The sequence below is a fragment of the Immundisolibacter sp. genome (genome assembly GCF_041601295.1).
Lineage (GTDB): Bacteria > Pseudomonadota > Gammaproteobacteria > Immundisolibacterales > Immundisolibacteraceae > Immundisolibacter.
The window spans coordinates 29,801-51,820 of the sequence record NZ_JBFIII010000003.1; the positions used below are offsets into that span (position 1 = coordinate 29,801).

The 22,020-nt window shown below is 65.1% G+C and carries 22 protein-coding genes; 1 reads left to right on the forward strand and 21 read right to left on the reverse strand.

The genetic code is table 11. The features are described 5' to 3' along the window. Positions 1–225: 225 nt before the first annotated feature. The 17 genes from ABZF37_RS00885 to leuC form a co-directional block, all read right to left on the reverse strand. Positions 226–1,557 carry an LLM class flavin-dependent oxidoreductase gene (locus ABZF37_RS00885; protein ID WP_372715757.1) on the reverse strand — a complete coding sequence of 444 codons (1,332 nt, stop codon included), beginning with the start codon at positions 1,555–1,557 and terminating at the stop codon, positions 226–228. Further along, positions 1,554–3,107, reverse strand: coding sequence for a Sapep family Mn(2+)-dependent dipeptidase (locus ABZF37_RS00890; protein ID WP_372715759.1), 1,554 nt, complete (start codon positions 3,105–3,107; stop codon positions 1,554–1,556). The genes ABZF37_RS00885 and ABZF37_RS00890 overlap by 4 nt, the downstream gene beginning before the upstream one ends. Continuing rightward, positions 3,085–4,590, reverse strand: coding sequence for an amidophosphoribosyltransferase (gene purF / locus ABZF37_RS00895; RefSeq protein ID WP_372715761.1), 1,506 nt, complete (start codon positions 4,588–4,590; stop codon positions 3,085–3,087). The genes ABZF37_RS00890 and purF overlap by 23 nt, the downstream gene beginning before the upstream one ends. A gap of 8 nt (positions 4,591–4,598) precedes the next feature. After that, the gene (locus ABZF37_RS00900; protein ID WP_372715763.1) at positions 4,599–5,096 is read right to left on the reverse strand and encodes a CvpA family protein; all 498 of its coding nucleotides are present in this window, start codon (positions 5,094–5,096) and stop codon (positions 4,599–4,601) included. A gap of 24 nt (positions 5,097–5,120) precedes the next feature. Further along, positions 5,121–5,888: an SPOR domain-containing protein gene (locus tag ABZF37_RS00905; protein ID WP_372715765.1), complete on the reverse strand. Its 768-nt coding sequence runs from the start codon at positions 5,886–5,888 to the stop codon at positions 5,121–5,123. Between the two features lie 172 nt (positions 5,889–6,060). Next, positions 6,061–7,353, reverse strand: coding sequence for a bifunctional tetrahydrofolate synthase/dihydrofolate synthase (gene folC, locus ABZF37_RS00910; protein WP_372715767.1), 1,293 nt, complete (start codon positions 7,351–7,353; stop codon positions 6,061–6,063). After that, on the reverse strand, positions 7,350–8,216 hold the full coding sequence (accD, locus tag ABZF37_RS00915; protein ID WP_372715769.1) for an acetyl-CoA carboxylase, carboxyltransferase subunit beta: 867 nt from the start codon (positions 8,214–8,216) through the stop codon (positions 7,350–7,352). Before accD ends, folC begins: the two co-directional genes overlap by 4 nt. Then, positions 8,213–9,040: a tryptophan synthase subunit alpha gene (trpA, locus tag ABZF37_RS00920; RefSeq protein WP_372715771.1), complete on the reverse strand. Its 828-nt coding sequence runs from the start codon at positions 9,038–9,040 to the stop codon at positions 8,213–8,215. The genes accD and trpA overlap by 4 nt, the downstream gene beginning before the upstream one ends. Continuing rightward, a complete protein-coding gene (trpB, locus tag ABZF37_RS00925; protein ID WP_372715773.1) occupies positions 9,037–10,248 on the reverse strand; it encodes a tryptophan synthase subunit beta in 1,212 nt (403 codons plus the stop codon). Before trpB ends, trpA begins: the two co-directional genes overlap by 4 nt. After that, positions 10,241–10,873, reverse strand: coding sequence for a phosphoribosylanthranilate isomerase (locus tag ABZF37_RS00930; RefSeq protein ID WP_372715775.1), 633 nt, complete (start codon positions 10,871–10,873; stop codon positions 10,241–10,243). The genes trpB and ABZF37_RS00930 overlap by 8 nt, the downstream gene beginning before the upstream one ends. 3 nt (positions 10,874–10,876) lie before the next feature. Continuing rightward, complete coding sequence (gene truA, locus ABZF37_RS00935; RefSeq protein ID WP_372715777.1) at positions 10,877–11,653, reverse strand: tRNA pseudouridine(38-40) synthase TruA; 777 nt, start codon at positions 11,651–11,653, stop codon at positions 10,877–10,879. A gap of 23 nt (positions 11,654–11,676) precedes the next feature. Continuing rightward, positions 11,677–13,332, reverse strand: coding sequence for a FimV/HubP family polar landmark protein (locus ABZF37_RS00940; protein ID WP_372715780.1), 1,656 nt, complete (start codon positions 13,330–13,332; stop codon positions 11,677–11,679). Positions 13,333–13,426: 94 nt separating this feature from the next. Further along, positions 13,427–14,452, reverse strand: a complete 1,026-nt coding sequence (locus tag ABZF37_RS00945; protein ID WP_372715783.1) for an aspartate-semialdehyde dehydrogenase — start codon at positions 14,450–14,452, stop codon at positions 13,427–13,429. Between the two features lie 16 nt (positions 14,453–14,468). Beyond that, positions 14,469–15,554 carry a 3-isopropylmalate dehydrogenase gene (gene leuB / locus ABZF37_RS00950; RefSeq protein ID WP_372715785.1) on the reverse strand — a complete coding sequence of 362 codons (1,086 nt, stop codon included), beginning with the start codon at positions 15,552–15,554 and terminating at the stop codon, positions 14,469–14,471. Next, the gene (gene leuD / locus ABZF37_RS00955) at positions 15,551–16,210 is read right to left on the reverse strand and encodes a 3-isopropylmalate dehydratase small subunit (protein ID WP_372715787.1); all 660 of its coding nucleotides are present in this window, start codon (positions 16,208–16,210) and stop codon (positions 15,551–15,553) included. Before leuD ends, leuB begins: the two co-directional genes overlap by 4 nt. 3 nt (positions 16,211–16,213) lie before the next feature. Further along, entirely contained in the window at positions 16,214–16,339 is a 126-nt protein-coding gene (locus ABZF37_RS00960) for an entericidin A/B family lipoprotein (protein WP_372715789.1), read from the reverse strand. 11 nt (positions 16,340–16,350) lie between these two features. Then, entirely contained in the window at positions 16,351–17,754 is a 1,404-nt protein-coding gene (gene leuC, locus ABZF37_RS00965; protein ID WP_372715791.1) for a 3-isopropylmalate dehydratase large subunit, read from the reverse strand. Positions 17,755–17,946: 192 nt separating this feature from the next. Here leuC and ABZF37_RS00970 point away from each other — a divergent pair, with 192 nt between their 5' ends. After that, positions 17,947–18,348, forward strand: a complete 402-nt coding sequence (locus tag ABZF37_RS00970; protein ID WP_372715793.1) for a hypothetical protein — start codon at positions 17,947–17,949, stop codon at positions 18,346–18,348. On the opposite strand, the gene ABZF37_RS00975 is transcribed toward ABZF37_RS00970, so the two are convergent. Genes ABZF37_RS00975 through ABZF37_RS00990 form a run of 4 tightly spaced genes read right to left on the reverse strand, consistent with a single transcriptional unit; the run spans position 18,305 to position 21,970 of the window. Continuing rightward, positions 18,305–19,462: an MFS transporter gene (locus tag ABZF37_RS00975; protein WP_372715795.1), complete on the reverse strand. Its 1,158-nt coding sequence runs from the start codon at positions 19,460–19,462 to the stop codon at positions 18,305–18,307. The two genes, ABZF37_RS00970 and ABZF37_RS00975, sit on opposite strands and share 44 nt — an antisense overlap. A 13-nt stretch (positions 19,463–19,475) precedes the next feature. Further along, the gene (gene aroC, locus ABZF37_RS00980; protein ID WP_372715797.1) at positions 19,476–20,576 is read right to left on the reverse strand and encodes a chorismate synthase; all 1,101 of its coding nucleotides are present in this window, start codon (positions 20,574–20,576) and stop codon (positions 19,476–19,478) included. 7 nt (positions 20,577–20,583) lie between these two features. After that, positions 20,584–21,744 (reverse strand): cation diffusion facilitator family transporter, encoded by a 1,161-nt coding sequence (locus tag ABZF37_RS00985; protein WP_372715800.1) that lies wholly within the window; start codon positions 21,742–21,744, stop codon positions 20,584–20,586. Beyond that, positions 21,719–21,970, reverse strand: coding sequence for a sulfurtransferase TusA family protein (locus ABZF37_RS00990; RefSeq protein WP_372715802.1), 252 nt, complete (start codon positions 21,968–21,970; stop codon positions 21,719–21,721). Before ABZF37_RS00990 ends, ABZF37_RS00985 begins: the two co-directional genes overlap by 26 nt. Between the last annotated feature and the right edge of the window lie 50 nt (positions 21,971–22,020).

Consider the following 22,020-nt stretch of genomic DNA (forward strand, 5'->3'; position numbering starts at 1 on the left):
CGGCCTGTAGTCAGCCGCTTCAGGAACCCAGCGGCGTGGCCATGCCCTCCACCGCCAGGCATTCAGCTAGGGAGACGCTGAAGTATTCAGTGTTTCCCGCAACGCAAGGATGCGCTGCCAAAATCTGTGGCTGTAAGCCACTAATTTTATGAGTTATCGAAAAACCACTCTTTTCCGATGACGTGCGCTGAAAACTCCAGGATGGATTTATTGAGCGCTTCTTCCCTAAGAAAAAAAACGGTTCTCCGGCCGTGGCAAGCCGAGGTTCTCGCGCAAGGTCGTACCCTCATAAGCGCGCCGGAACAGGCCACGACGCTGTAGCTCCGGCACCACCTGGTCAACGAAATCATCGAGTCCGCCCGGCAGGTACGGGAACATCACATTGAAACCATCGCAGGCGCGGGTTTCAAGCCATTCCTGCATCTGATCGGCAATCAGGGAGGGCGTGCCGATCATCTCCAGCGAGCCGAAAGCGGCGCCTACGTACTGGGCGAGTTGCCGCACGGTCAGGCCGTCACTGCGCGCCATGTCCACCAATTTCTGACGCGAGGTGTGGCTGGCATTGGTGGGTGGCAGCTCGTCCGGCAACGGGCCGTCAAGGTCCAGTTTCGAGGCGTCGAAGCCGAGCTGCACCGACAATGTGGCGATACCGCTGTCCGGATGCACCAGACCGTCGAGACGGGCCTTCTTGGCGCGCGCCTCGGCCGCGGTGTCACCAATGACCACAAAGGCCCCGGGGGCGATCACTATATGGTCGGGATTGCGACCCACCGCTCGGGCACGGTCCTTTATATCGGCGTAGACACGCTGCGCCGAGACCAGATCGCCCACGCCAGAGAACACCATTTCGGCGGTTTCGGCGGCCAGCTGGCGGCCGGCGTCGGACTGACCCGCCTGCACGATGACCGGCCAGCCCTGCACGGGCCTGGCGATGTTCAGTGGCCCGCGCACCGAGTAATACTTGCCTTGGTGATCCAGCACGTGCAGTTTGTCAGGGTCGAAGAAAACGCCGCTTTCCACATCGCGCAGAAAAGCATCGTCGGCCCAGCTGTCCCACAGGCCGGTGACCACATCGTAAAACTCGCGCGCACGACGGTAGCGCTCATCGTGCTCCAGGTGCTCCTTCAGCCCGAAATTGAGTGCTTCGTAGGGATTGGTTGAGGTGACCACGTTCCAGGCGGCACGACCGCCACTGATGTGATCGAGCGATGCGAACTGCCGCGCGACATGAAAGGGCGCGTTATAGGTGGTGGACATAGTGGCGATCAGGCCAATATGTTCGGTAACCGCCGCCAGCGCCGGCAACAATGTCATCGGCGCGAATGAGGTCACGGTCGCGCTGCGCTTGAGCGCCGGCGTCGGCATATTGGGCACGGCCAGGTGATCGGCCATGAAAAATGCGTCGAAACAGCCGTGCTCAAGCTTCTGTGTCAGCCGCTTGATCAGTGGCCAGTTGAAATTGGCATCGGGTGCGCCACCGGGGTAGCGCCAGGCAGCGGTGTGGATACTGATCGGGCGCATAAAGGCGCCCAGGCGCAGACGTCGCGGCTCGCTCATCGCATAGCTCCATCAGGTTGCGGTGGTGGCGGTTCTACTGGAGGCTGCAATGTCACGCCAGCCGCCAGCTGCGCCAGCGTGGCCAAATAAATGGCCATGCCGCGGCGCAGATCATCCACCTTGATACGCTCGTTCTCGGCGTGTGCGAGGTTCTCGCCACCTGGGAAGCCCATGCCAAAGGCGACGAACCCGGGAAAGGCCTTGGCGTAGGTGGTGCCACCGATCGCCAGCGGCGCGCTGTCATCGCCCGTAAACTGGCGATACACGCCCAGCAGGGAGCGCACCAGCGGCGCATCCGGCTCCACCCACAACGCTTCCTTGCCTTCGATAATCTTGAGTTCACCACCGTAGGGCGCAAGCGCCGCGGCCAGACGCATGCGCTGCATCGCCAGGTCGAGCCCCCGCGGCGCGCGGATATTAAGGTGGGCACGGATACTCTGGGCGGTGCCCGTCAACAGGCCAAGATTGACCGTGCTGACGCCCAGGCCCTCGACCTCGTGCCGAAGGCCCAAAGTGGCGCCATTGGTTTCAAGCCCAAGACCCTTCGCGATAAACGCCAGTGCCCGTCCGCCGGCAGATTTCGGGTCGATGCCAACAGATTGACGAGCGCTGTGCAACAGGCGCGCAAGGTGAACGACAGCATTGACGCCGAGTTCCGGCCGCGCACCGTGGGCGGCCTTGCCAAGGGCCACGATCTGGACGCCACTGTCCACCTGCTTCAGCTTGAAACTGGGCCCCGGCGTTGTGGCGTCATAGGCGCCAATCGCGGCCTGCATGACGGTGGTGAGCCTGGCGGGGTCGCCCTGCAAGCGAGCCTCGGCCGATTCAGGCACCGAATTAGGCACGACTCCGCCCGACAACTGCCGAAGCACAGGGTCAGCGGCACCACTGAACCGCGCCACCGCTTCGAGGTAACTTTTCTCGGCGTGGATAACGGGAAACCCCGCGTCGGCGGTCCAGCCCTCGCTTGGCACCAGGCCCGCCGCGTGTACCGCGTCAAGGTCGCGCCAGTCCATGTTCTCCTCGCTGCTGCCGACGATCAGGCGTACCGGACGGGTCAGCGGCAACTTGGAATCCTTCAGCGCGGCGAGCGCATACAGACTCGCCACCAGCGGACCCTTGTCATCCAGGCTGCCGCGCCCCCACACGGCGCCGTCGACCAGCGCGCCGCTGAATGGCGGATGTTGCCAGCGCGCCGGATCCCCGGCTGGCACGACGTCGGCGTGCACCAGAATGCCGAGCGCATTCTCGCCCTGCCCGAGTTCAACCACCGCGACCTGTTCGCCCGGCAGCAGCCGGGCTTCAAGACCCAACTCGCCGGCCCGCACCACCACCGCGCGCAACAGGGCGACTTTATCGGTACGGTGCGGATCACCGGCCTCGGTGATGGAGGGAACGCGGACCCAGGCCTGCAGATCCGCCACCGCGGCGGCCAGGCGCTGGTCGACAGCGGCGTCTATCTGCCCACGATCGAGCGCCCATGCCGGCGCCGCCGCAAGCAGCAGCGCGGCGCCTAGGGCGCCCGCCCTAAACCACGATTTGCAGTTCATCGCGCGCGGCCACGGCACGCAGCTGCTTGGCACCGTCGCTGCGCAGCTGGCCGATATGGTCGAGGTAAAGCTGGTCCACGTCGCCGGTGACATAGTTGCCGTCAAAACACGAGGCATCGAAATCCGTGACCGCGGGGTTGCCCTCCCGGGCAGCGTCCTTCAGGTCTTCAAGGTCCTGGTATAGCAACCAGTCAGCGCCGATCAGCTCGCACACTTCCTGCTCGCTACGGCCGTGGGCGATCAGCTCATGCGGATTCGGCATGTCAATACCGTAAACATTGGGGAAACGCACCGCCGGCGCCGCGGAGGCGAAATAGACCCGGCGCGCGCCGGCATCGCGCGCAAGCTGCACAATCTGTTGCGAGGTGGTACCACGCACGATCGAGTCGTCCACCAGCAACACGTTCTTGCCCTCGAACTCCAACTCGATGGGATTGAGCTTCTGGCGCACCGAGCGCTGGCGCTCGCCTTGGCCCGGCATGATGAAAGTGCGCGCGATATAGCGATTCTTGATGAAGCCCTCGCGGTACTTCAATCCCAGCTCGGCCGCCAGCTGCATGGCCGCGGTCCGGCTGGTGTCCGGAATCGGGATCACCACGTCAATGTCATGTTCCGGCCACACCCGACGCAGCTTATGGGCCAGTTTCTCGCCCATGCGCATCCGGCACTTGTGTACCGAAATGCTGTCCATGATCGAGTCTGGCCGGGCGAAATAGACCAGTTCGAACAGGCACGGGTTCAACTGCGGTGTGTCCACGCAGACACGGGTGTGCAATTTGCCGAGCCGGTCGAGAATCACCGCCTCACCGGGCGCGACGTCGCGCAGAACACGATAGCCACCGCTCGCTATCGCCACGCTCTCGGAGGCCAGGATGTACTCGTCACCGAGCACCGTCTCACGCACACCAATCACCAGTGGGCGGATGCCATGGGGATCGCGAAAGCCGACCACGCCGAAGTCGGTAATCATCGCCACCACCGCATAAGCACCGCGACAACGCCGATGCACCGCGCGCACCGCGGCGAAAACGTCCTCGTGTGCCGCCTTCACCCGGCCGATGCGTTGCAACTCCCCGGCGAACACATTCAGCAACACCTCGGAATCCGAATCGGTGTTCAAGTGTCGCAGCTCGTCCTCGGTCAACGCCTGGCGCAGCGCCTGGGTATTGGTCAGGTTACCGTTGTGCGCCAACGTAATGCCGTAGGGTGAGTTCACATAAAACGGTTGCGCCTCCGCCGATGCCGAACTACCCGCCGTCGGGTAACGCACGTGGCCGATGCCCATATTGCCGCGCAGGCGCTCCATGTGCTGCTGGCCGAACACGTCACGCACCATGCCGTTTTGTTTACGCATGTACAGGCGGCCGTGCTCGGCGGTGACCATGCCGGCGGAATCCTGTCCACGGTGCTGCAACACAGTCAATCCATCATAAAGCGCCTGGTTGACGGCCGTCTGGGCAACGATTCCGATGATTCCGCACATAGGTGACCCTACCCCGCCGCTGGCGCCTTGAACTGCGTCAAACCCCACTCGGCTGCCATCTTCAGCCACTGCGCCGACGTGCGGGTTGCAGGAACCAGACTCGAACCTTGCCACCACAACGACCGTTGCAAGGGCGTGGCTTCAACCAGCAGCACAGTCGCCGTGACCAGAACCAGTCCACGCGCCGCGCCGAACACGGCACCCAGCGCCCGATCGGTACCCCGCAACGGACTGCGCTTGAGCAAGCTGACCAACAGGTGCGACAGGAGCGCCAACACCAACAAGGCGCCGATGAACATCAAAAACACCGCGGCTGCCTGGCGCGCACCAGGGCTACTGATCACGCCGGCCAGCTGCTCCATCAGCGGCGGATGGAAACGCCACGCCAGATAGGCAGCCACCAGCCAGGACGCCAGCGACAGCAGTTCCCGCAACAGACCACGCCAGATACCAACGAACAGCGATAGCACCATCACAGCCATGAATATGACGTCGATGAAATTCATCGGGCTGCATCACCGCCATTCATGTCATGGATAAGACATGACGATGGCGCTCTGGCCGGTTTCCTTGCTCAGGCGCTCAACCAAGGCCTGCGAGGCGGCGCGGTCGATCTCCGGCCCCACTCGCACGCGCAACGCCACACCCTGGGGGGTGTTCACTTGCTCGGTAAAAGCGCTGTAACCAGCCTTGCGCAGTCGCTCGCGCAGATCGACCGCCGTCTTGACGTTGCTGAAGGTGCCCAGTTGAACCACCCAAGCCTGCTGGCTGACCGCCGTCACTTGGGCTCCAGGGGCTGGAGGTGGCGTCACGGTGCGCTGCCCCGAGGCAGCCGGCGAGGGTTTTCCGGCCATGGGGGGTGCGGGCTTGGCCGGCACCGGCCTGGCTACGGGTGGCTTGCTGGCCACGATCGGCGTCGCCTTGGTCACCGGCGTCGCCGGCACGGAAGAGATACGCTCCTTGGGTGCCGGCGGGGGCGGAGGCACGGGTGGTATCGACGACGCGGACTCAGGCGCGGCCTGGCCTGGCGTGACTGGCGACTCGTCCTGCAACTGGTATGCGGGGGGTGCAACCGGCAGCGGGATGTCCTGTACCTCCGGCAGGGTCCCGGTCACCGGAGGCCCGTCGGCCGGCAGTGCGCTCGCGATGCCGTCAACCGGTTCATCCGGAATTTCAATCGTCTGCGGCCCCTGCGGAAGCGGCTGTCGCAAATCGTTCAGCGCCGGCGCCAGAATGGCCAGCAAGGAGACCAACACAAGGCCGCCAACGATGCGGTATTTGAGCCTGGAGGGTTCCATCGATACTCCGGCAGCGGTGCACAAGCGCCCGAATGGGTGGGGAGAAACTACTGAGGCTGGCCGCGCTCAACTGCGACATGGTCAGCCCGTATCGACCCTGTGCGGCGCCACCCCAGACAACGCGCCATCACGGATCCGCCCGCGTCAGGGCTGAAATTACCTTCTGACCTGGCTAATTATAGCTGTCCGTTGGCAGCAAACCGCTGCGCAGCGCCTGCTCGACGGTTTGAAAGGAGCCGAACACCACGATCCGCCGCCATTCGTCCGTGGCGGCCTCGGCGCTTACAGCCTGGCATGCCGCGGCGACGGTACGGTGGCAGCGGACGGCCGATGGCAACACCTCGGCAAGCCGCGCCGCGAGCTGCTGGGCCGTGCTACCGCGTGGCCCATCCAGCGCCGCCAGATGCCACGCATCGATCAGACCGGCCAGGGGTCCGACCATACCAACGGCGTCCTTGTCGCCCAACACGCCCAACACAGCCACGGTCCGGCCGGCCGCGGGATACGCGCGCAGGTTCTCGGCCAGATTACGCGCCGCTTCGGGGTTGTGGGCGACATCAAGCACCCACTCCAGGCGATGACCGCGACGCTCAAAACGCCCGCCAATACGTGCGTGTGCCACCCCGGCGACGAACGCCGATACAGGCACTGGCAGGCGCTGTGTGAGCAGGTGTACCGCCAGTACCGCGCTGGCCGCGTTGCGTATCTGCATGGCCCCAGGCAGGTCGGGTACCGGCAACGTCAGCGCGTTGGCGGCCGTCTGCCAACACCACGTGCCATCGCCACTGGTCGACGCCTTGTAGTCCACGCCAAAGCGCCACACCGATGCGTCAATGTCTGTTGCATAGGCCAGCACGCTTGCCGGCGGATCTCGATCGGCCACTATCAAGGGCCGACCGGCGCGCGCGACAGCGACCTTCTCGGCGCCTATGGCCTCGCGCGTCTCGCCCAGGAACTGCTGATGGTCGAGGTCGACCGAACTGATGATGGCCACGTCTGCATCGACTATGTTGACTGCATCCAGTCGGCCGCCCAGGCCCACTTCCAGTAACAGCACCTGGCAGTTCCTGCCCGCGAAAATGGTCAACGCCGCCAGCGTGGCCCACTCAAAATAGCTAAGCGACACCTCGCCACGGGCGGCATCGATGCGCTCGAAGGCGGCGCACAGGGTGTCATCGTCCACGGGCAGGCCATCGATCCGAACACGTTCGTTGTAGCGCAGCAGGTGCGGCGAGGTATAGGCGCCGGTGCAGTAGCCAGCGTGGCGCAGGATGTGTTCGGCAAACGCGACTGTTGACCCCTTGCCGTTGGTGCCGGCGACCGTGATCACCGGCACCCCGGCCAGTGGCAGCGCCAGGCGGCCGAGCACCTCGCGTACCCGGTCCAGACTCAGGTCGATTTTTACCGGATGGGCCGTTTCCTGCCAGGCCAGCCAATCGCTCAGGCAGCTGAAACGCGCGCTCACGCGGCGGCCGCGTGCCCCTGCAGCAAGCCAAGCAGGCGGGCAATGTGCTCGCGCAGTTGCCGCCGGTCGATGATCTGATCGACCGCGCCGTGGCTGAGCAGGAATTCGCTGCGCTGGAAGCCCTGGGGCAGCACCTCGCGCACGGTCTGCTCGATTACCCGCGCCCCGGCAAAACCGATCAGGGCGTTGGGCTCGGCGATGATGACATCGCCCAGCATGGCGAGGCTTGCCGAGACGCCACCGGTGGTCGGGTCCGTAAGCACCGATATGTACGGCAAGCCGGCCTCGCCCATGCAGGCGAGCTGCGCCGAGGTCTTGGCCATTTGCAGCAGCGAGAACAGGCCTTCCTGCATCCGCGCGCCTCCGGAGGCGCTAAAACAGACCAGCGGCAGGCGTTGATCGAGACACGCCTGGGCGCCGCGGGCAAACCGTTCACCGACAACCGAGCCCATGGAGCCACCCATGAAGCGAAACTCGAAGGCCGCCGCCACCAGCGGGCGCCCCATGAGCGCGCCCTGGTAAACCACCAGCGCGTCGCGCTCGCCGGTTTCCTTGTGCATGGCGAGCAAGCGATCGCGGTAGCGCTTGGTGTCCTTGAACTTGTGTACGTCCACCGACTCCAGCTCAGCGCCGAGTTCGCGCAGCGGTTCGGCGTCCAGGAAAGCATGCAGACGCTGGCGGGCACCGATACGCATGTGATGGTCGCAACGCGGACATACCTCCAGGTTGTGCTCAAGCTCGGTACGGTAAAGCACCGCCTTGCACTCGGGGCACTTGGCCCACAAGCCTTCGGGCACTTTTTTTGCGGAAGCAACAGCGCGGGTGCGAATACGCGCCGGCACCAGTCGGGTCAGCCAGTTCATTGGGTTCCTCCTACCGCTTCGAGGCCAGCACGCAACTCGCGCACCAGGGTAACTGCGCCGCTGAGGGCCGCCGTGCCGGTCACACCGGCGCCGGCCGCCGCTTCGATCAGCTCGATGACCGCGCTACCGACCACTACCGCGTCGGCAAAACCGGCGATTTGCGCGGCGGCGGCCGGTGTACGCACGCCAAAGCCTACCCCCACCGGCAGCGGGGTGTGCGTCCGCAGCGCCTGCACCTGGGCCTGCACGTCGGCGAGGTCGACCTGCCCGGCACCGGTCACACCCTTGACGGCGACGTAATACAGGAACCCGGTGGCCCGCTCCGCGACCACGCGCGCCCGCTCGCGACCACTGGTCGGCGCCAGCAGAAAAATACTGTCCAGGCCGGACGCCTTGAGCGCGGCGGCGTAGTCGGGCTCCTCGTCGAACGGCAGGTCCACCGTGAGCACGCCATCCACACCGGCGTTGGCGGCGGCAGCCGCAAAGCGCGGCACGCCCATCTGCTCGATCGGGTTCAGGTATCCCATCAGCACCACCGGCGTTTGTGCGTCGCTGCGGCGAAACTCGTGCACCAGGTCGATTACCCCTCGCAAATCCATGCCATGCGCCAAAGCCCGCTCCGAGGCACGCTGGATGACCGGTCCATCGGCCATCGGGTCCGAGAACGGAACGCCCAGTTCCAGTACGTCCGCCCCAGCAGCCACCAGAGCATGCAACAGCTCGACGGTCAGTTCGGGGTGCGGATCACCAGCCGTGACGAAGATCACCAGCCCGGCACGTCGGGCCGCGCGCAAAGCGGCAAAACGTTGCGCCAGTCGGCTCATACCTGGATGCCTTCGAGCGTGGCGACGGTATGGATGTCCTTGTCGCCGCGCCCGGAAAGATTGACCACCACGATCTGGTCCGGCCGCATGCCGGCGGCAAGCTTGCCGGCATACGCCAACGCGTGGGCGGACTCCAGCGCCGGGATGATGCCCTCGGTGCGGGTCAGGCCATGGAACGCCGCCAACGCCTCATCATCGCTCACCGCGACGTAGCGCGCGCGTCCGGTGTCGTGCAGATAAGCGTGCTCCGGACCGACCCCAGGATAATCGAGACCGGCCGAAATGGAATGCGTATCGCCAATCTGGCCGTCCTTGTCCTGAATCAGGTAGGTGCGGTTGCCATGCAGCACGCCCGGACTGCCGGCACAGATGGATGCCGCGTGATGACCGCTGGCGAGGCCGTAACCGGCCGCTTCAACTCCGTACAGCACCACACTCGGGTCGTCGAGGAAGGGGTGAAAGATGCCGATCGCATTGGAACCACCCCCAACACAGGCCACCACCGCATCGGGCAAGCGCCCCTCACGCTCGAGCACCTGCCCGCGGGCCTCGCGTCCGATGACCGCCTGGAAATCGCGCACCATCTGGGGATACGGGTGTGGCCCGGCCACGGTACCAATGATGTAAAAGGTGTTGTCGACGTTGGAAACCCAGTCGCGCAGGGCTTCATTGAGCGCATCCTTGAGCGTACGCGAGCCGCTTTCGACCGCTCGCACCTCCGCCCCGAGCAGGCGCATACGATAGACATTGGCGGTCTGACGGCGGATGTCTTCCACGCCCATGTAAACGACGCATGCAACACCCAGACGCGCCGCCACCGTGGCCGTGGCCACGCCATGCTGGCCAGCGCCGGTCTCGGCGATGACGCGCGTCTTGCCCATGCGCCGCGCCAGCAGGATCTGCCCGACCGTGTTGTTGATCTTGTGCGCGCCGGTGTGGTTCAGGTCCTCGCGCTTGAGGTAAATACGCGCGCCGCCGACCTCGCGCGTCCAGCGCTGCGCCAGGTACAGCGATGATGGCCGGCCCACGTAGTCGCGTAAATCCTGTTCGAGTTCGGCCCGAAAGTCCGGATCGACTTGCGCGGCGTGATAGGCCGTTTCGAGCTCCCGCAACGGCTGCATCAGGGTCTCCGCCACGAAGCGCCCGCCATAGCGGCCAAAATAGCCACGTACGTCCGGCAGCGCCGCTGGCGGCACTAACTCAACCATGCTTTTGGTCCCACTGTTGTACTGTCCGCATGAAAGTCCTGATTCGCGTCAGGTCCTTGATCCCCGGCTCGGTCTCGACGCCACTGCTGACATCCACCGCATAGGGCCGGACACGATCGAGCGCCGCAGCCACATTGCTGGCGTTCAACCCACCCGCCAAGACCAGAGGCCGCGGCAGGGCGGCCGGCACCACTGCCCAGTCGAAAGTCCGCCCGCTACCACCCGCCACCCCCGGGACAAAGGCATCTATCAACAGCCCGGCGGCGTCTTGATAACGCGTGGCAGCCGCGGCGAGGTCAAAGCCGGGCCGGGCATGCAGCACCTTAAGGTAACGACGCCCGTAGAGCCGGCAGGCGTCCGGCGACTCATCGCCATGGAACTGGATAAGGTCCAGCGCGACTCCGGCCAGTACTTCCCGTATCAACTGCTCGGCGGCATCCACGAACAAGGCCACCACACAGACCAGCGGCGGCAACTCCGCGACAATCGCTTGCGCCTGGGCGATCGACACATTGCGCGGGCTCACCGGATGAAAAACCAGACCGATCGCGTGCGCCCCGGCTGCCACCGCCGCAACACCGTCCTGCGGCCGGGTGATGCCGCAAATTTTAACCCGGGTGACCATGGTTCACAGCAGTAGCGTCAAGGGTGGTGGCGTCAGGCCGAAGCGCGGCGGGTAATGTACCGCCGCCAGATACAGGCCGGCCGCGGGCGCGGTAGCACCGGCACGGGTGCGGTCGCGTCCGTGCAACAACTGCCCCGCCCAGGCCGGGGGGCGGTCACCGATACCGATGTCGATCAACGTACCGACAAGATTACGGACCATGTGGTGCAGGAAAGCATTGGCCACCACGTCTACCACCAGCCAGGCGCCGTGACGTGTCACATCCAGGCGGCTGAGCGTGCGCCAGGAGGAGTGCGACTGGCAGCTGGCGGCCCGAAAGGCACTGAAATCGTGCTCGCCCAGCAACTGCTGAGCCGCCGCCTGCATGGCTTGCACGTCGAGTGGCCGTGGCTCCCAGGATGCCCGACCGTGGCCAATCGCGGGTGCCTGGGAACGGTTCAGCAGGAGATAGCGGTAATGCCGGGCGAACGCGCTGTAGCGAGCATGAAAATCCTCTGCGACCTGCTGTGCCGCGACAATGCGCACGTCCGCCGGCAGTTTGGTATTGGCGCCGCGCAGCCAGGCGCGTAACGGGCGTGGGCGATCGGTGTCGAAATGCACCACCTGACCCAGGGCATGCACGCCGGTGTCGGTGCGCCCGGCCGCGACGACCCGCACCGGTTGGTCGACGATCTTGGACAGGGCGGTTTCCAGGGTTTCCTGTACCGAAGGGCTGCGCGGCTGAAACTGCCAGCCACAATAACCGCTACCGTCATATTCGACGCAAAGAGCAATACGCAAAACGTTGCTGTGCGCCGCCGCTGTTAGCCGTTGAGTCGGGCAATCAGCTCGGCCGCCTGCGCTTTTTGCGTCACCGTGCCAACGCGCTCGATCTCGGCGTAAATCTGTCGCGCCGAGTCGCCGTCAGCCATGCCCACATACGCGGCCAGCAAATCGATCTGGCTGTCGACCGGATCGCCGAGCGCGTCGTTATCAAGGTCGTCGGTGGCGAGCGGTTCGTCACTCGCCACGGCTGGAACCTCGTCCGCCCACTCCACCGTTGCCTGGGGAACTGCGGGCGGCGGCGGGACAGGCGCTCCTGGCAGGTCTGCCGGCGCGGCTTCGGCGCCGATTGGGCCGGGCGCTTCGGCAAACGTGCCCGAAGCTGGCTGTGCCGCCCGCAGCCGCCGACGCATCCATAACCACCAGCCGCCAAGTACGACCGCACCAAAGCCGGCTGCCGGCAGGTAAGCCGAGGAAACCCGCCCCGAATCGCCTGACGCTTCGGCAGCGTCGTTGGGCGCCGTCACGGCAGCTTCCATTGTCGGCATCGCCGGGGGTTTTTCATCGACCGGGGGAGCGGCGGTGGCCGCCACAGCGTTCTGCTCCGTACCAGTCTCGCTTCCGGGCGGCGCGTCTTTGACCAGATCGGTCAAAGTCTTGATTTGCTCCTCCAAGAAACCAAGACGCTCCTGTAGCGCCTCGTTTTGCTGTTGCGTCGCGTCCAGAGCTTCTTCCAGCAGCTGAATTCGATCACCGGTCGGTTCACCGGAGGTCTGCTGTTCGCTGCCGGCACTGGCCGCAGGCACAACGTCCTCGCTGCGCAGCACACGGACCTCGGCGCTCGGGACAGCACTGGCAGGCGGCGCAGCCTCAATGCCGCCACTCGCTTCGGCAGGCGCTTCGGAACTGGGTGCGGCGACGGCAGGGATTTCCGGCTCCACGGCCGGCACCGGCGGCTCGGCGTTACTTACTGCCGAAGCCCGCAAACCCGGGGCTGCCGGTATCGCCAATCGGCTGCCGGCCTTGAGCCGATTCGGGTCGCCGTTGATGAACGCATCCGGATTGGCCCGCACGATGGCCGACATGACGCCGTCGAGACCCGCCCCCGCCGGCTGCACCCGCCGGGCAATCCCCCACAGCGTTGCGCCGGGCGGCACAGGACCGAATTCGGCGCCGGCCACGGGCTTGCCGACATCGGCAAAAACATCCCGCGGCAGCCGCCTGGGCGTCGGCGCGGGAATGGGGGTGACGCCGGCCGACCAAGCTGCCGCCGGTGGCCTCGCCGCGGGCAACGCTCCAACCGGGTCAAGCAAAACGGTGTAGTGCCTGACCACTCGCCCGGTCGGGCTGATCGCCTCGACCACAAAATCGACATAGGGTTCGCGGACCGGCCCCGGTGAGGTGACGCGCACATAAGGCCGGCCATCCTGCCCCACCTGAACCGCAAAACGCAGCATGGCGGCGCTCTGGACGCCCATGCGCTGGTACACCTCGGCCGACGCCAGGCTGATGGTTGCCAACTCGGCTTCAGCCAGCGTCGCGCCTATTAACTCGATGCGTGCATTCAGCGGCTGACCGAGCGCCGAGTCGACGCGCACGTTGCCAAGACCCAGCGCATTCGCCGTCAACGGAACCAAACCGAGTTGCAGCAACAGGGCCGGCGCTAACGCCTTTTTCAGGCTAGTTCTTTCTACCACCGGAGCCCTCCCCTTTTTTACAAAATTCAGCCGTGTGGTGGATGTCTGGGCAGCAAGGTTAGCGCAGCGCCCACCGCGCCACAAACCACAGACCTCATGCGTCCAGATATCCTGCGACCAGCAACTCCGCTATCTGCACACTATTGGTCGCCGCACCCTTGCGGATATTGTCCGAAACGACCCACAGATCAAGCCCACAGGGGTGGGAAATATCCTCGCGAATCCGACCGACATAAACCCAGTCGGTACCGGCCGCCTCGACCGCGGTGGGATAACCACCGGGAACATGCTCGTCAACCACCCTGACCCCCGGGGCCTGCGTCAACAGGCGACGCGCTTCATCGGCGGTCAGCGGCTGCTCGAACTCCACATGCACCACTTCCGAGTGACCATAGAAAACCGGAATGCGCACGCAGGTGGGATTTACCTCAATCTGCTGGTCGCCGAGAATCTTGCGGGTTTCCCAAACCATCTTCATCTCTTCGCGGGTGTATCCGTTGTCCTGGAAGCTGTCGATGTGTGGAAGGGCGTTGAAAGCGATTTGCCTCGGATAAACCGTTGGCTCGATCGACTGACCATTGAGCAGTTTGGCGGTCTGGCCGGCCAACTCCTCGATGGCTTTTTTCCCGGTGCCAGATACCGACTGATAGGTCGCGACGTTGATGCGGCGCACCCGGGCAACGTCGTGAAGCGGCTTGAGCGCCACGACCAGTTGAATGGTGGAACAGTTCGGATTGGCGATGATGCCGCGGTTGCGATACTCCGCGATATCAACCGCGTTGACCTCCGGGACCACCAGTGGGATGTCCGGATCGTTCCGGAAGTGCGAGGTGTTGTCGATTACCACGCAGCCGGCGTCCACCGCGCGCGGCGCGTATTCGGCCGACACCGACCCGCCGGCCGAGAACAGGCCGATCTGGGCTTTCGAGAAATCGAACGTGGCCAGGTCCTGCACGCGCAGGCGCCGATCGCCGCAGGTGACCATCTTGCCGACCGACCGCTCGCTGGCCAGCGCGTACAACTCGCCCAACGGAAAGTTTCGCTCCGCCAGGACCTCAAGCATGGTTTCGCCGACAGCCCCTGTGGCGCCAACGACCGCTACGTTGTATTTACGACTCATTATCGTTACCGGAATTTCAAACGTCAGCCCGCAGCGCCGCCACCACGGCATCGCCCATCAGCGCGGTGGACACCAGCGTGTCGCCGGTCACCGCAATGTCTCTGGTACGCAAGCCCTGCCGCAACACACTGCCCACCGCCCGCTCGACGCGGTCGGCGGTGTCCTGCTGGCCCAGGCTGTAGCGCAGCAGCATGGCTACCGACAGCAGCGTGGCCAGCGGATTGGCCTTGTGCTGGCCGGCAATGTCCGGGGCCGAGCCGTGTACCGGCTCATACAGGCCAAAGCCGGTCTCGTTCAGCGAGGCCGACGGCAGCATTCCAATCGACCCGGTCAACATGGCGGCGCAGTCGGACAGGATGTCGCCGAACAGGTTCTCGGTAACGACCACATCGAACTGTTTCGGTGCCCGCACCAGCTGCATGGCGGCATTGTCGACATACATGTGACTCAGTTCCACGTCCGGATACTCGGCGGCCAGACGGGTCATCACCTCGCGCCACAGCTGGCTGGTCTCCAACACGTTGGCCTTGTCCACCGAGCACAGCCGGCGGCCGCGACGGCGGGCGATGTCGAAGCCGGTGCGCCCAATGCGCTCGATCTCCGCCTCGCCGTACACCATGGTGTTACGGCCTTCGCGGCTGCCGTCGGGCAAGGTATCGACACCGCGCGGCTCGCCAAAATAAATACCGCCGGTAAGCTCCCGGATGATCAGGATGTCCAGACCTGCCACCACCTCGGACTTCAAGGTCGAGGCACTGGCCAACTCCGGAAACAGCAGGGCCGGGCGCAGGTTGGCGTACAGCCCAAGCGCCTTTCGGATGCCAAGCAGGCCCCGCTCCGGGCGCAGCGCCGGGGGACCCTGGTCCCATTTCGGGCCACCGACCGCACCCAGCAGCACGGCGTCCGCGGCACGTGCCAGGCTCACCGTCTCATCAGGCAAGGGCCTGCCGGTGGCATCAATGGCGCAACCCCCGATCAGCCCGCGCTCGCACTCGAAGCCCATACCGAAATCCGCTTGCAGGCACGCCAGCAGCTTTTCCGCTTCAGCCAGGATTTCCGGCCCGATGCCGTCTCCCGGCAGCAACAGCAGCTTGGATGTCATCGCGGCGACCCGGCGCGGTCGGGGAACAGCCACGGCGCCTCGGTGGCACGCTGCGCCTCGTAAGCCCGGATGGCGTCGGCGTGGCCAAGGGTCAGTGCGATGTCATCAAGACCGTTCAGCAAGCGGTGACGACGATCTGCTTCAAGCTCGAACGCGAAAACCTGCCCATCGGGCGTGCGCACCTGCAAGGCCTCCAGATCTACCGTCAGCCGGTAGCCTTCGTTCGCCTTGACGTCGCCGAACAGACGATCGACCACGTCCTCGGCCAGGGCCACCGGCAACAAGCCGTTCTTGAACGCATTGTTGTAGAAGATTTCCGCAAAGCTCGGCGCGATCACGGCACGGATGCCATACCCAACCAGTGCCCAGACAGCATGCTCGCGACTTGATCCACAGCCGAAATTACGGCGCGCCAACACGATTTGTGCGTCACGGTACCGCGGCTGGTTGAGCACGAAATCCGGATTCAGCGGCCGACCGGAGCAATCCTGGTTCGGCTCGCCATGATCCAGATAGCGCCACTCGTCAAACAGATTCGGCCCGAAGCCGCTGCGTTTGACCGACTTCAGGAACTGCTTGGGGATGATGGCGTCGGTATCGACATTGGCGCGGTCAATCGGCAGCACCACGCCGACCAGGGAGGTAAACGCGTCCATGCCTTACTTCGCTGACTTCTCGATCGCTTCACCACCCCTCTGCACGTCCTTGCCAATGCCGGCGAGGGTGTTGCAGGCGGACAGTGACAGCAACAGGCCCGCGGCCAACAGTAACTTCACGCAGTTCATCGGTGTCTCCTTCATAGTTGCCTTACGTCCACAAAATGCCCGGCGATCGCGGCCGCCGCGGCCATCGCCGGGCTGACCAGATGGGTGCGCCCGCCCTGCCCCTGGCGCCCCTCGAAGTTGCGATTGGAGGTAGACGCGCAGCGCTCGCCAGGCTCCAGCTGATCGGCATTCATGGCCAGGCACATGGAGCAGCCTGCCTCGCGCCACTCGAACCCGGCGGCGCGGAAGATTTCGTCCAGCCCCTCGGCCTCGGCCTGGCGCTTGACCAGGCCCGAGCCCGGCACAGCCAGGGCCAGGCGCACGTTGCCAGCCACCTTGCGGCCCTTGAGCACGGTCGCGGCAACCCGAAAGTCCTCGATGCGGCCATTGGTGCAGGAACCGATAAACACCTTGTCGATGGCAATGGCGGCCAGCGGTGTACCGGCTTCGAGCGCCATGTAATCAAGCGCCCGGCGCATGCCCTCGGCGCGGGCCGGATCGGTTTCGGCGGCCGGATCGGGCACCCGGCCATCGACCGGCAACACCATCTCGGGCGAGGTGCCCCAGGTCACCTGCGGGATGATGGCGGCGGCGTCCAATTCCACGACCCGGTCGAAGCGGGCATCGGGATCGGACACCAGCCCCCGCCAGGCGGCAGCGGCCTGCTCCAAGGCCAGCCCCTGAGGCGCAAACGGACGGCCACGGATGTAGTCGACGGTGGTGTCGTCGACCGCTACCAGGCCAACACGCGCGCCGGCCTCGATGGCCATGTTGCACAGCGTCATGCGCCCTTCCATGGACAGCCCACGCACCGCCTCACCGGCAAACTCGATGGCATAGCCAGTACCACCGGCGGTGCCGATGGCGCCAATGATGGCCAGGATCATGTCCTTGGCGTAAACATGCGGACCCAGGCTGCCATCGACCCGCACCTGCATGTTTTTCGACTTTCGCTGCGGCAGCGTCTGCGTGGCCAGCACGTGCTCGACCTCGGAGGTGCCGATGCCGTAGGCCAGGGCCGCGAATGCACCGTGGGTCGACGTGTGCGAATCGCCGCACACCACCGTCATGCCCGGCAGGGTGGCGCCCTGCTCCGGACCGATGATGTGCACCACGCCCTGGCGCGGATCGTTCATGCGAAATTCGGTGATGCCGAAGGTGTCGCAGTTGCGGTCCAGCGTTTCGACCTGCTCACGCGACACCGGGTCGGCGATACCGACACTGCGGTCGGTGGTCGGCACGTTATGGTCGGCCACTGCCAGGTTGGCCGCGGTGCGCCACGGTCGGCGACCCGACAGCGTCAGACCCTCGAAGGCCTGCGGCGAAGTCACCTCATGAATCAGATGACGGTCGACATACAGCAGCACCGAACCATCGGTTTCGGTGTGCACGACGTGGGAATCCCACAGCTTGTCGTAAAGGGTTTTGCCGGTCATGGCACGCTTACCGTGTGTTGCTGACTTCAGACCTGAGCCCGCCGGAGCGGACGTTACCGGATATGCCTCGACGCGTCGCCATGGCCGCTCGACAAGCGACAAAGACCCTCCCAGAATAAGCCACCGCCCGCACCCACCGCGCGGCGGCTAACTTCACCCTGGAATCGAAGACCTATCGAGTCGGCTTGTGCCATGACCTATCGCGAACTTGTCATCTGGCTCGAAAATCGGCTCGGCACCTGCCACCTTATGGTCAACAGGTCGGCCAAGGAACCGGCCGACCTGTTGCAGGCTACCGGCCTGCACGACCGCCTGGTACGTGAGCTGTTACAGGCAGTCTACAAAGCCAATCGATGCTACCACATCCGAGCTCTTGTCTCGGCCGAATGTACGCTGGCAGCACTGCAACCGGTCCGGGAAAAAGTGCTTGACCAGCCCGCCACCGACCTGTCCACCGTACGTTTCCTGGACACCATCGACACGGCGGTGCGGGAAGCCTTTGCCGTGCCGACGCCCAGTCCCGCGCAACCGACCGGTGGCGCATCGCAGGTCATCGCGCTGCCGCGGTGGCGTCGTCTGGGGAAAGTCGGTTAAGCCATTGCCATAAGAGGCCCGCGACCAGGGCGGCGGCCGCTGCCAGTTCGAACACCCGTGTCGGCCCGGCTGAGTCCCACAGGAATCCGCTCGCCACACCGCCCAGCGCGCCGCCACCTCCCATGCAAAGGCCGCTGTAGAGCGCCTGCCCGCGTCCTTGCAGGGCAGCCGGGAAAAAGCGCTGCACCTGTGCTAACGCCGCAACATGGAAAGCACCAAAGGTAGCGGCGTGCAGGATCTGCGCCGGCAACAGCCAGCCCAGACTCGCCGCGCCGTGGCCGATCACCAGCCAGCGCACCGCTGCCAACAGCAGGCTTAGCAAAAATACCCGCGACGCGCCCAGGCGCGGCAACAGGCGCGCCAATGCCAGGAACACCGCAACTTCCGCCACCACGCCCAGCGCCCACAGGGCACCGATCATGCTGCGTGTATAACCGAGGTCTTCGAGCAGGATCGAATAAAAACCGTAGTACGGGCCGTGACTGGCTTGCATCAGAAATGCCGCCACCAGAAAACCGAGCGCCGCCGGATTGCGCAGCGCGCCGCGCAACGAGGCTCGCGCCTGCACCGCCGGTGCGCCGACCCGGTCGGGTACCAAAAGACTGCTGACAAAGGTGCCGACCATGGTCGCCAGAAGCACCAGCAACAGGGTCTCGAGGCCGGACTGCTCCAGCAACCAGCCGCCACCCAGCACCACGCCGATAAACCCCACGGACCCCCACAACCGGATGCGGCCATACAGATTGCCGACACCGTCCAGATGGCGCAGGGTGACGATCTCGAACTGTGGCAGCGCCGCGTTCCAGAAAAAACCGAACGCGGCTGTGATCAGCGCCACCTGCCAGAAACCGCCGGCAACGAACATGCCGCAGAAAACCACCGTCATCAGTGCCGCCGCCAGGCGCACCACCACGATGCGCCGCGCCATGCGGTCGCCCACCCAAGCACTGGCCCAGGGGGCGAGGATGCGTGTCAGCGTGCCCACCGCCATCAGCTGACCGATTTCGAGCGCGCTCATCCCACGCCCGCGCAAAAACACCGTCCAGTACGGCACCATCGCGCCCAGAATGGCGAAATAGAACAGGTAGAAAGCCGACAGTCGCCAATAGGGCAACGCCGACCGTGCGTCAGTCGCCAATCGAGCCGGGGATGATCGGGGTAACCGATACCACGCCCGCGTTTTGCGCCTGCTGACGCAGCAGGTGATCCATAAGCACCAGTGCCAGCATCGCCTCGGCGATCGGCACCGCTCGAATGCCGACGCACGGGTCGTGGCGACCGGTGGTGACGATATCGGTGTCCGCACCGTGCACGTCCACCGTGCGACCCGGCAGGCGAATGCTGGAAGTCGGCTTCAGCGCCAGGCTGACCGTAATATCCTGACCGCTGGAGATGCCGCCCAAAACGCCTCCGGCCCGGTTGCTCAGGAACCCGGCAGCGCTCATCTGGTCGCGGTGCTCGCTGCCCTTTTGCCGCACCACCTCGAAACCGGCGCCGATCTCGACCCCTTTGACGGCGTTGATGCCCATCATGGCGTGCGCGATGTCGGCATCCAGGCGGTCGAACACCGGCTCGCCCAGGCCCGGCTGCACGCCGCTGGCAACCACGTTCACCCGCGCACCGACCGAATCGCCATCGCGGCGCAGCAGCGTAATGGCCGCTTCCAGCTCCGGCACACGGGACGGGTCAGGACAGAAAAACGGGTTCTCGTGCACCGCAGCCCAATCGCGCAGCGCGAGCGCGATGTCGCCCATTTGCGCCAGATAGCCGCGGATAAGAATGCCGCGTCCGGCCAGGTATTTGCGCGCTACCGCGCCAGCCGCCACCCGGGCGGCGGTTTCGCGGGCCGACGAACGCCCGCCGCCACGGTGGTCGCGGTGGGCGAATTTTTGCTGGTAGGTGTAGTCGGCATGACCGGGCCGAAACTTGTCCTTGATCGCCTCGTAATCACGCGATCGATGGTCGGTATTGCGAATCAGCAGACCAATCGGCGTGCCGGTGGTCAGGCCCTCGAACACGCCGGACAGGATCTCCACCTGGTCGGCTTCCTGGCGCTGGGTGGTGAAACGCGAGGTTCCGGGCCGGCGCCGGTCCAGGTCGGGTTGAATGTCGGCCTCGGCCAGTGGCAGACCGGGCGGACAGCCATCGATGATGGCGCCCAGCGCCGGGCCGTGGCTCTCGCCAAAGGTTGTGACGGCAAACAGTCGGCCGAAGGTATTGCCGGACATGGACCCCTCAGGTAACGAAGTGCACCGCCACCTCGGCGATGTTTGGCAGCAGGCGTATCGGCGCGCACAGTTGCTCGGCCAATGCCTGGGCAGACCGGGTATCGGTGGTTACGGCAAGCGGCAGGTGCAGTTCCACGCCAATGCGGTCGGCATCGTAGTGCAGCTGGACCCGCTTCACCTGCTCGGCGCTGGGCAGGCCGGCAATGGTGCTGCGGATTTTCTGCTCCAGATCCGCCCGCAACGGCAGGGTACGACCGCGCTCGAAGGACTGATCGTCCTCGGTGTCGATGTGTACCAGCACGTCGCTGACCTCGTCGAGATCTGCGATCAGGCGCTCGCGGATGTGCTCGGCAATGCGATGTCCCTCGGACACACTGATGTGCGGATTAACCTGCACGTGCACGTCCACCAGCGCGTCGGGGCCGGCCTGGCGGGTGCGTAGCAAGTGCAGGTCGTGCACTCCCTCCACGTCGCGAATAGCCGCGCGAATGGCAGCTACCCGGTCGCGCGACAGGGCCACGTCGGCCAGCTCCGACACTGACTGCCACAGCAGTTGCCAGCCGACACGGGCGATCAGCACCGACACGCCGATGGCGGCCACCGGATCCAGATACGGCATGCCCAACAGGCTGCCGCCCACACCCAGCAGCACCACCAGAGAGGAAATCGAGTCGGTGCGCTGGTGCCAGGCGTTTGCCTCCAGCATGCGCGAGCGCGTTTCGCGGCCGACCCGCAAGGTATAGCGATAGATCCATTCCTTGAGCCCGATCGCAATCACGGCGACCAGCAAGGTGGCCGGCTCCGGCGGCATCAGCAAATCGCTACTGAGCAGTCGCTGGGCGGCGCTCAGCGTGATACCCGCGGCCGTTGCCAACAACACCGCGCCCAGAAAAACCGACACCAGCGTCTCGACCCGCCCATGGCCGTAGGGATGTTTGCTGTCGGGAGCACGCGAACCCTCGCGGGCGCCGTACAGCACCGCCATGTCGCTGAACAGGTCAGCGCTGGAGTCGATGGCGTCGGCGATCAGTGCCTGCGAGTGGCCGAAGATACCGCCGGTGAACTTGATAATGGCCAGAAACAGGTTGATGCCAGCCGCGAACAACGTGACCCGGCGACCGGCCTGGTAGCGGCGGCTGCCCTCAGGACTGGCGGTGGTCGTCGGCATCGCTACCCACCTCAAGAATGATGGTCACCACGCCGTCGCGTTCAAAACTGTCGATGTGCCGATGACCGTTTATGCGGCACCAGGCGGGAATATCGGCCAGCACCCCGTGATCGGTGCACTGCACCTCCAGCACGTCGCCGGGCGCGAGGTCGCGGATCTTCGCCTGCGTGCGCAACACCGGCATTGGGCACAGAAGGTAACGGGCGTCGAGGGTATGATGGGCCATAGCTTGGAGGAGTGTGTTGACGGGTCGTTGCGCCCGCCGCCGCCCCTCAC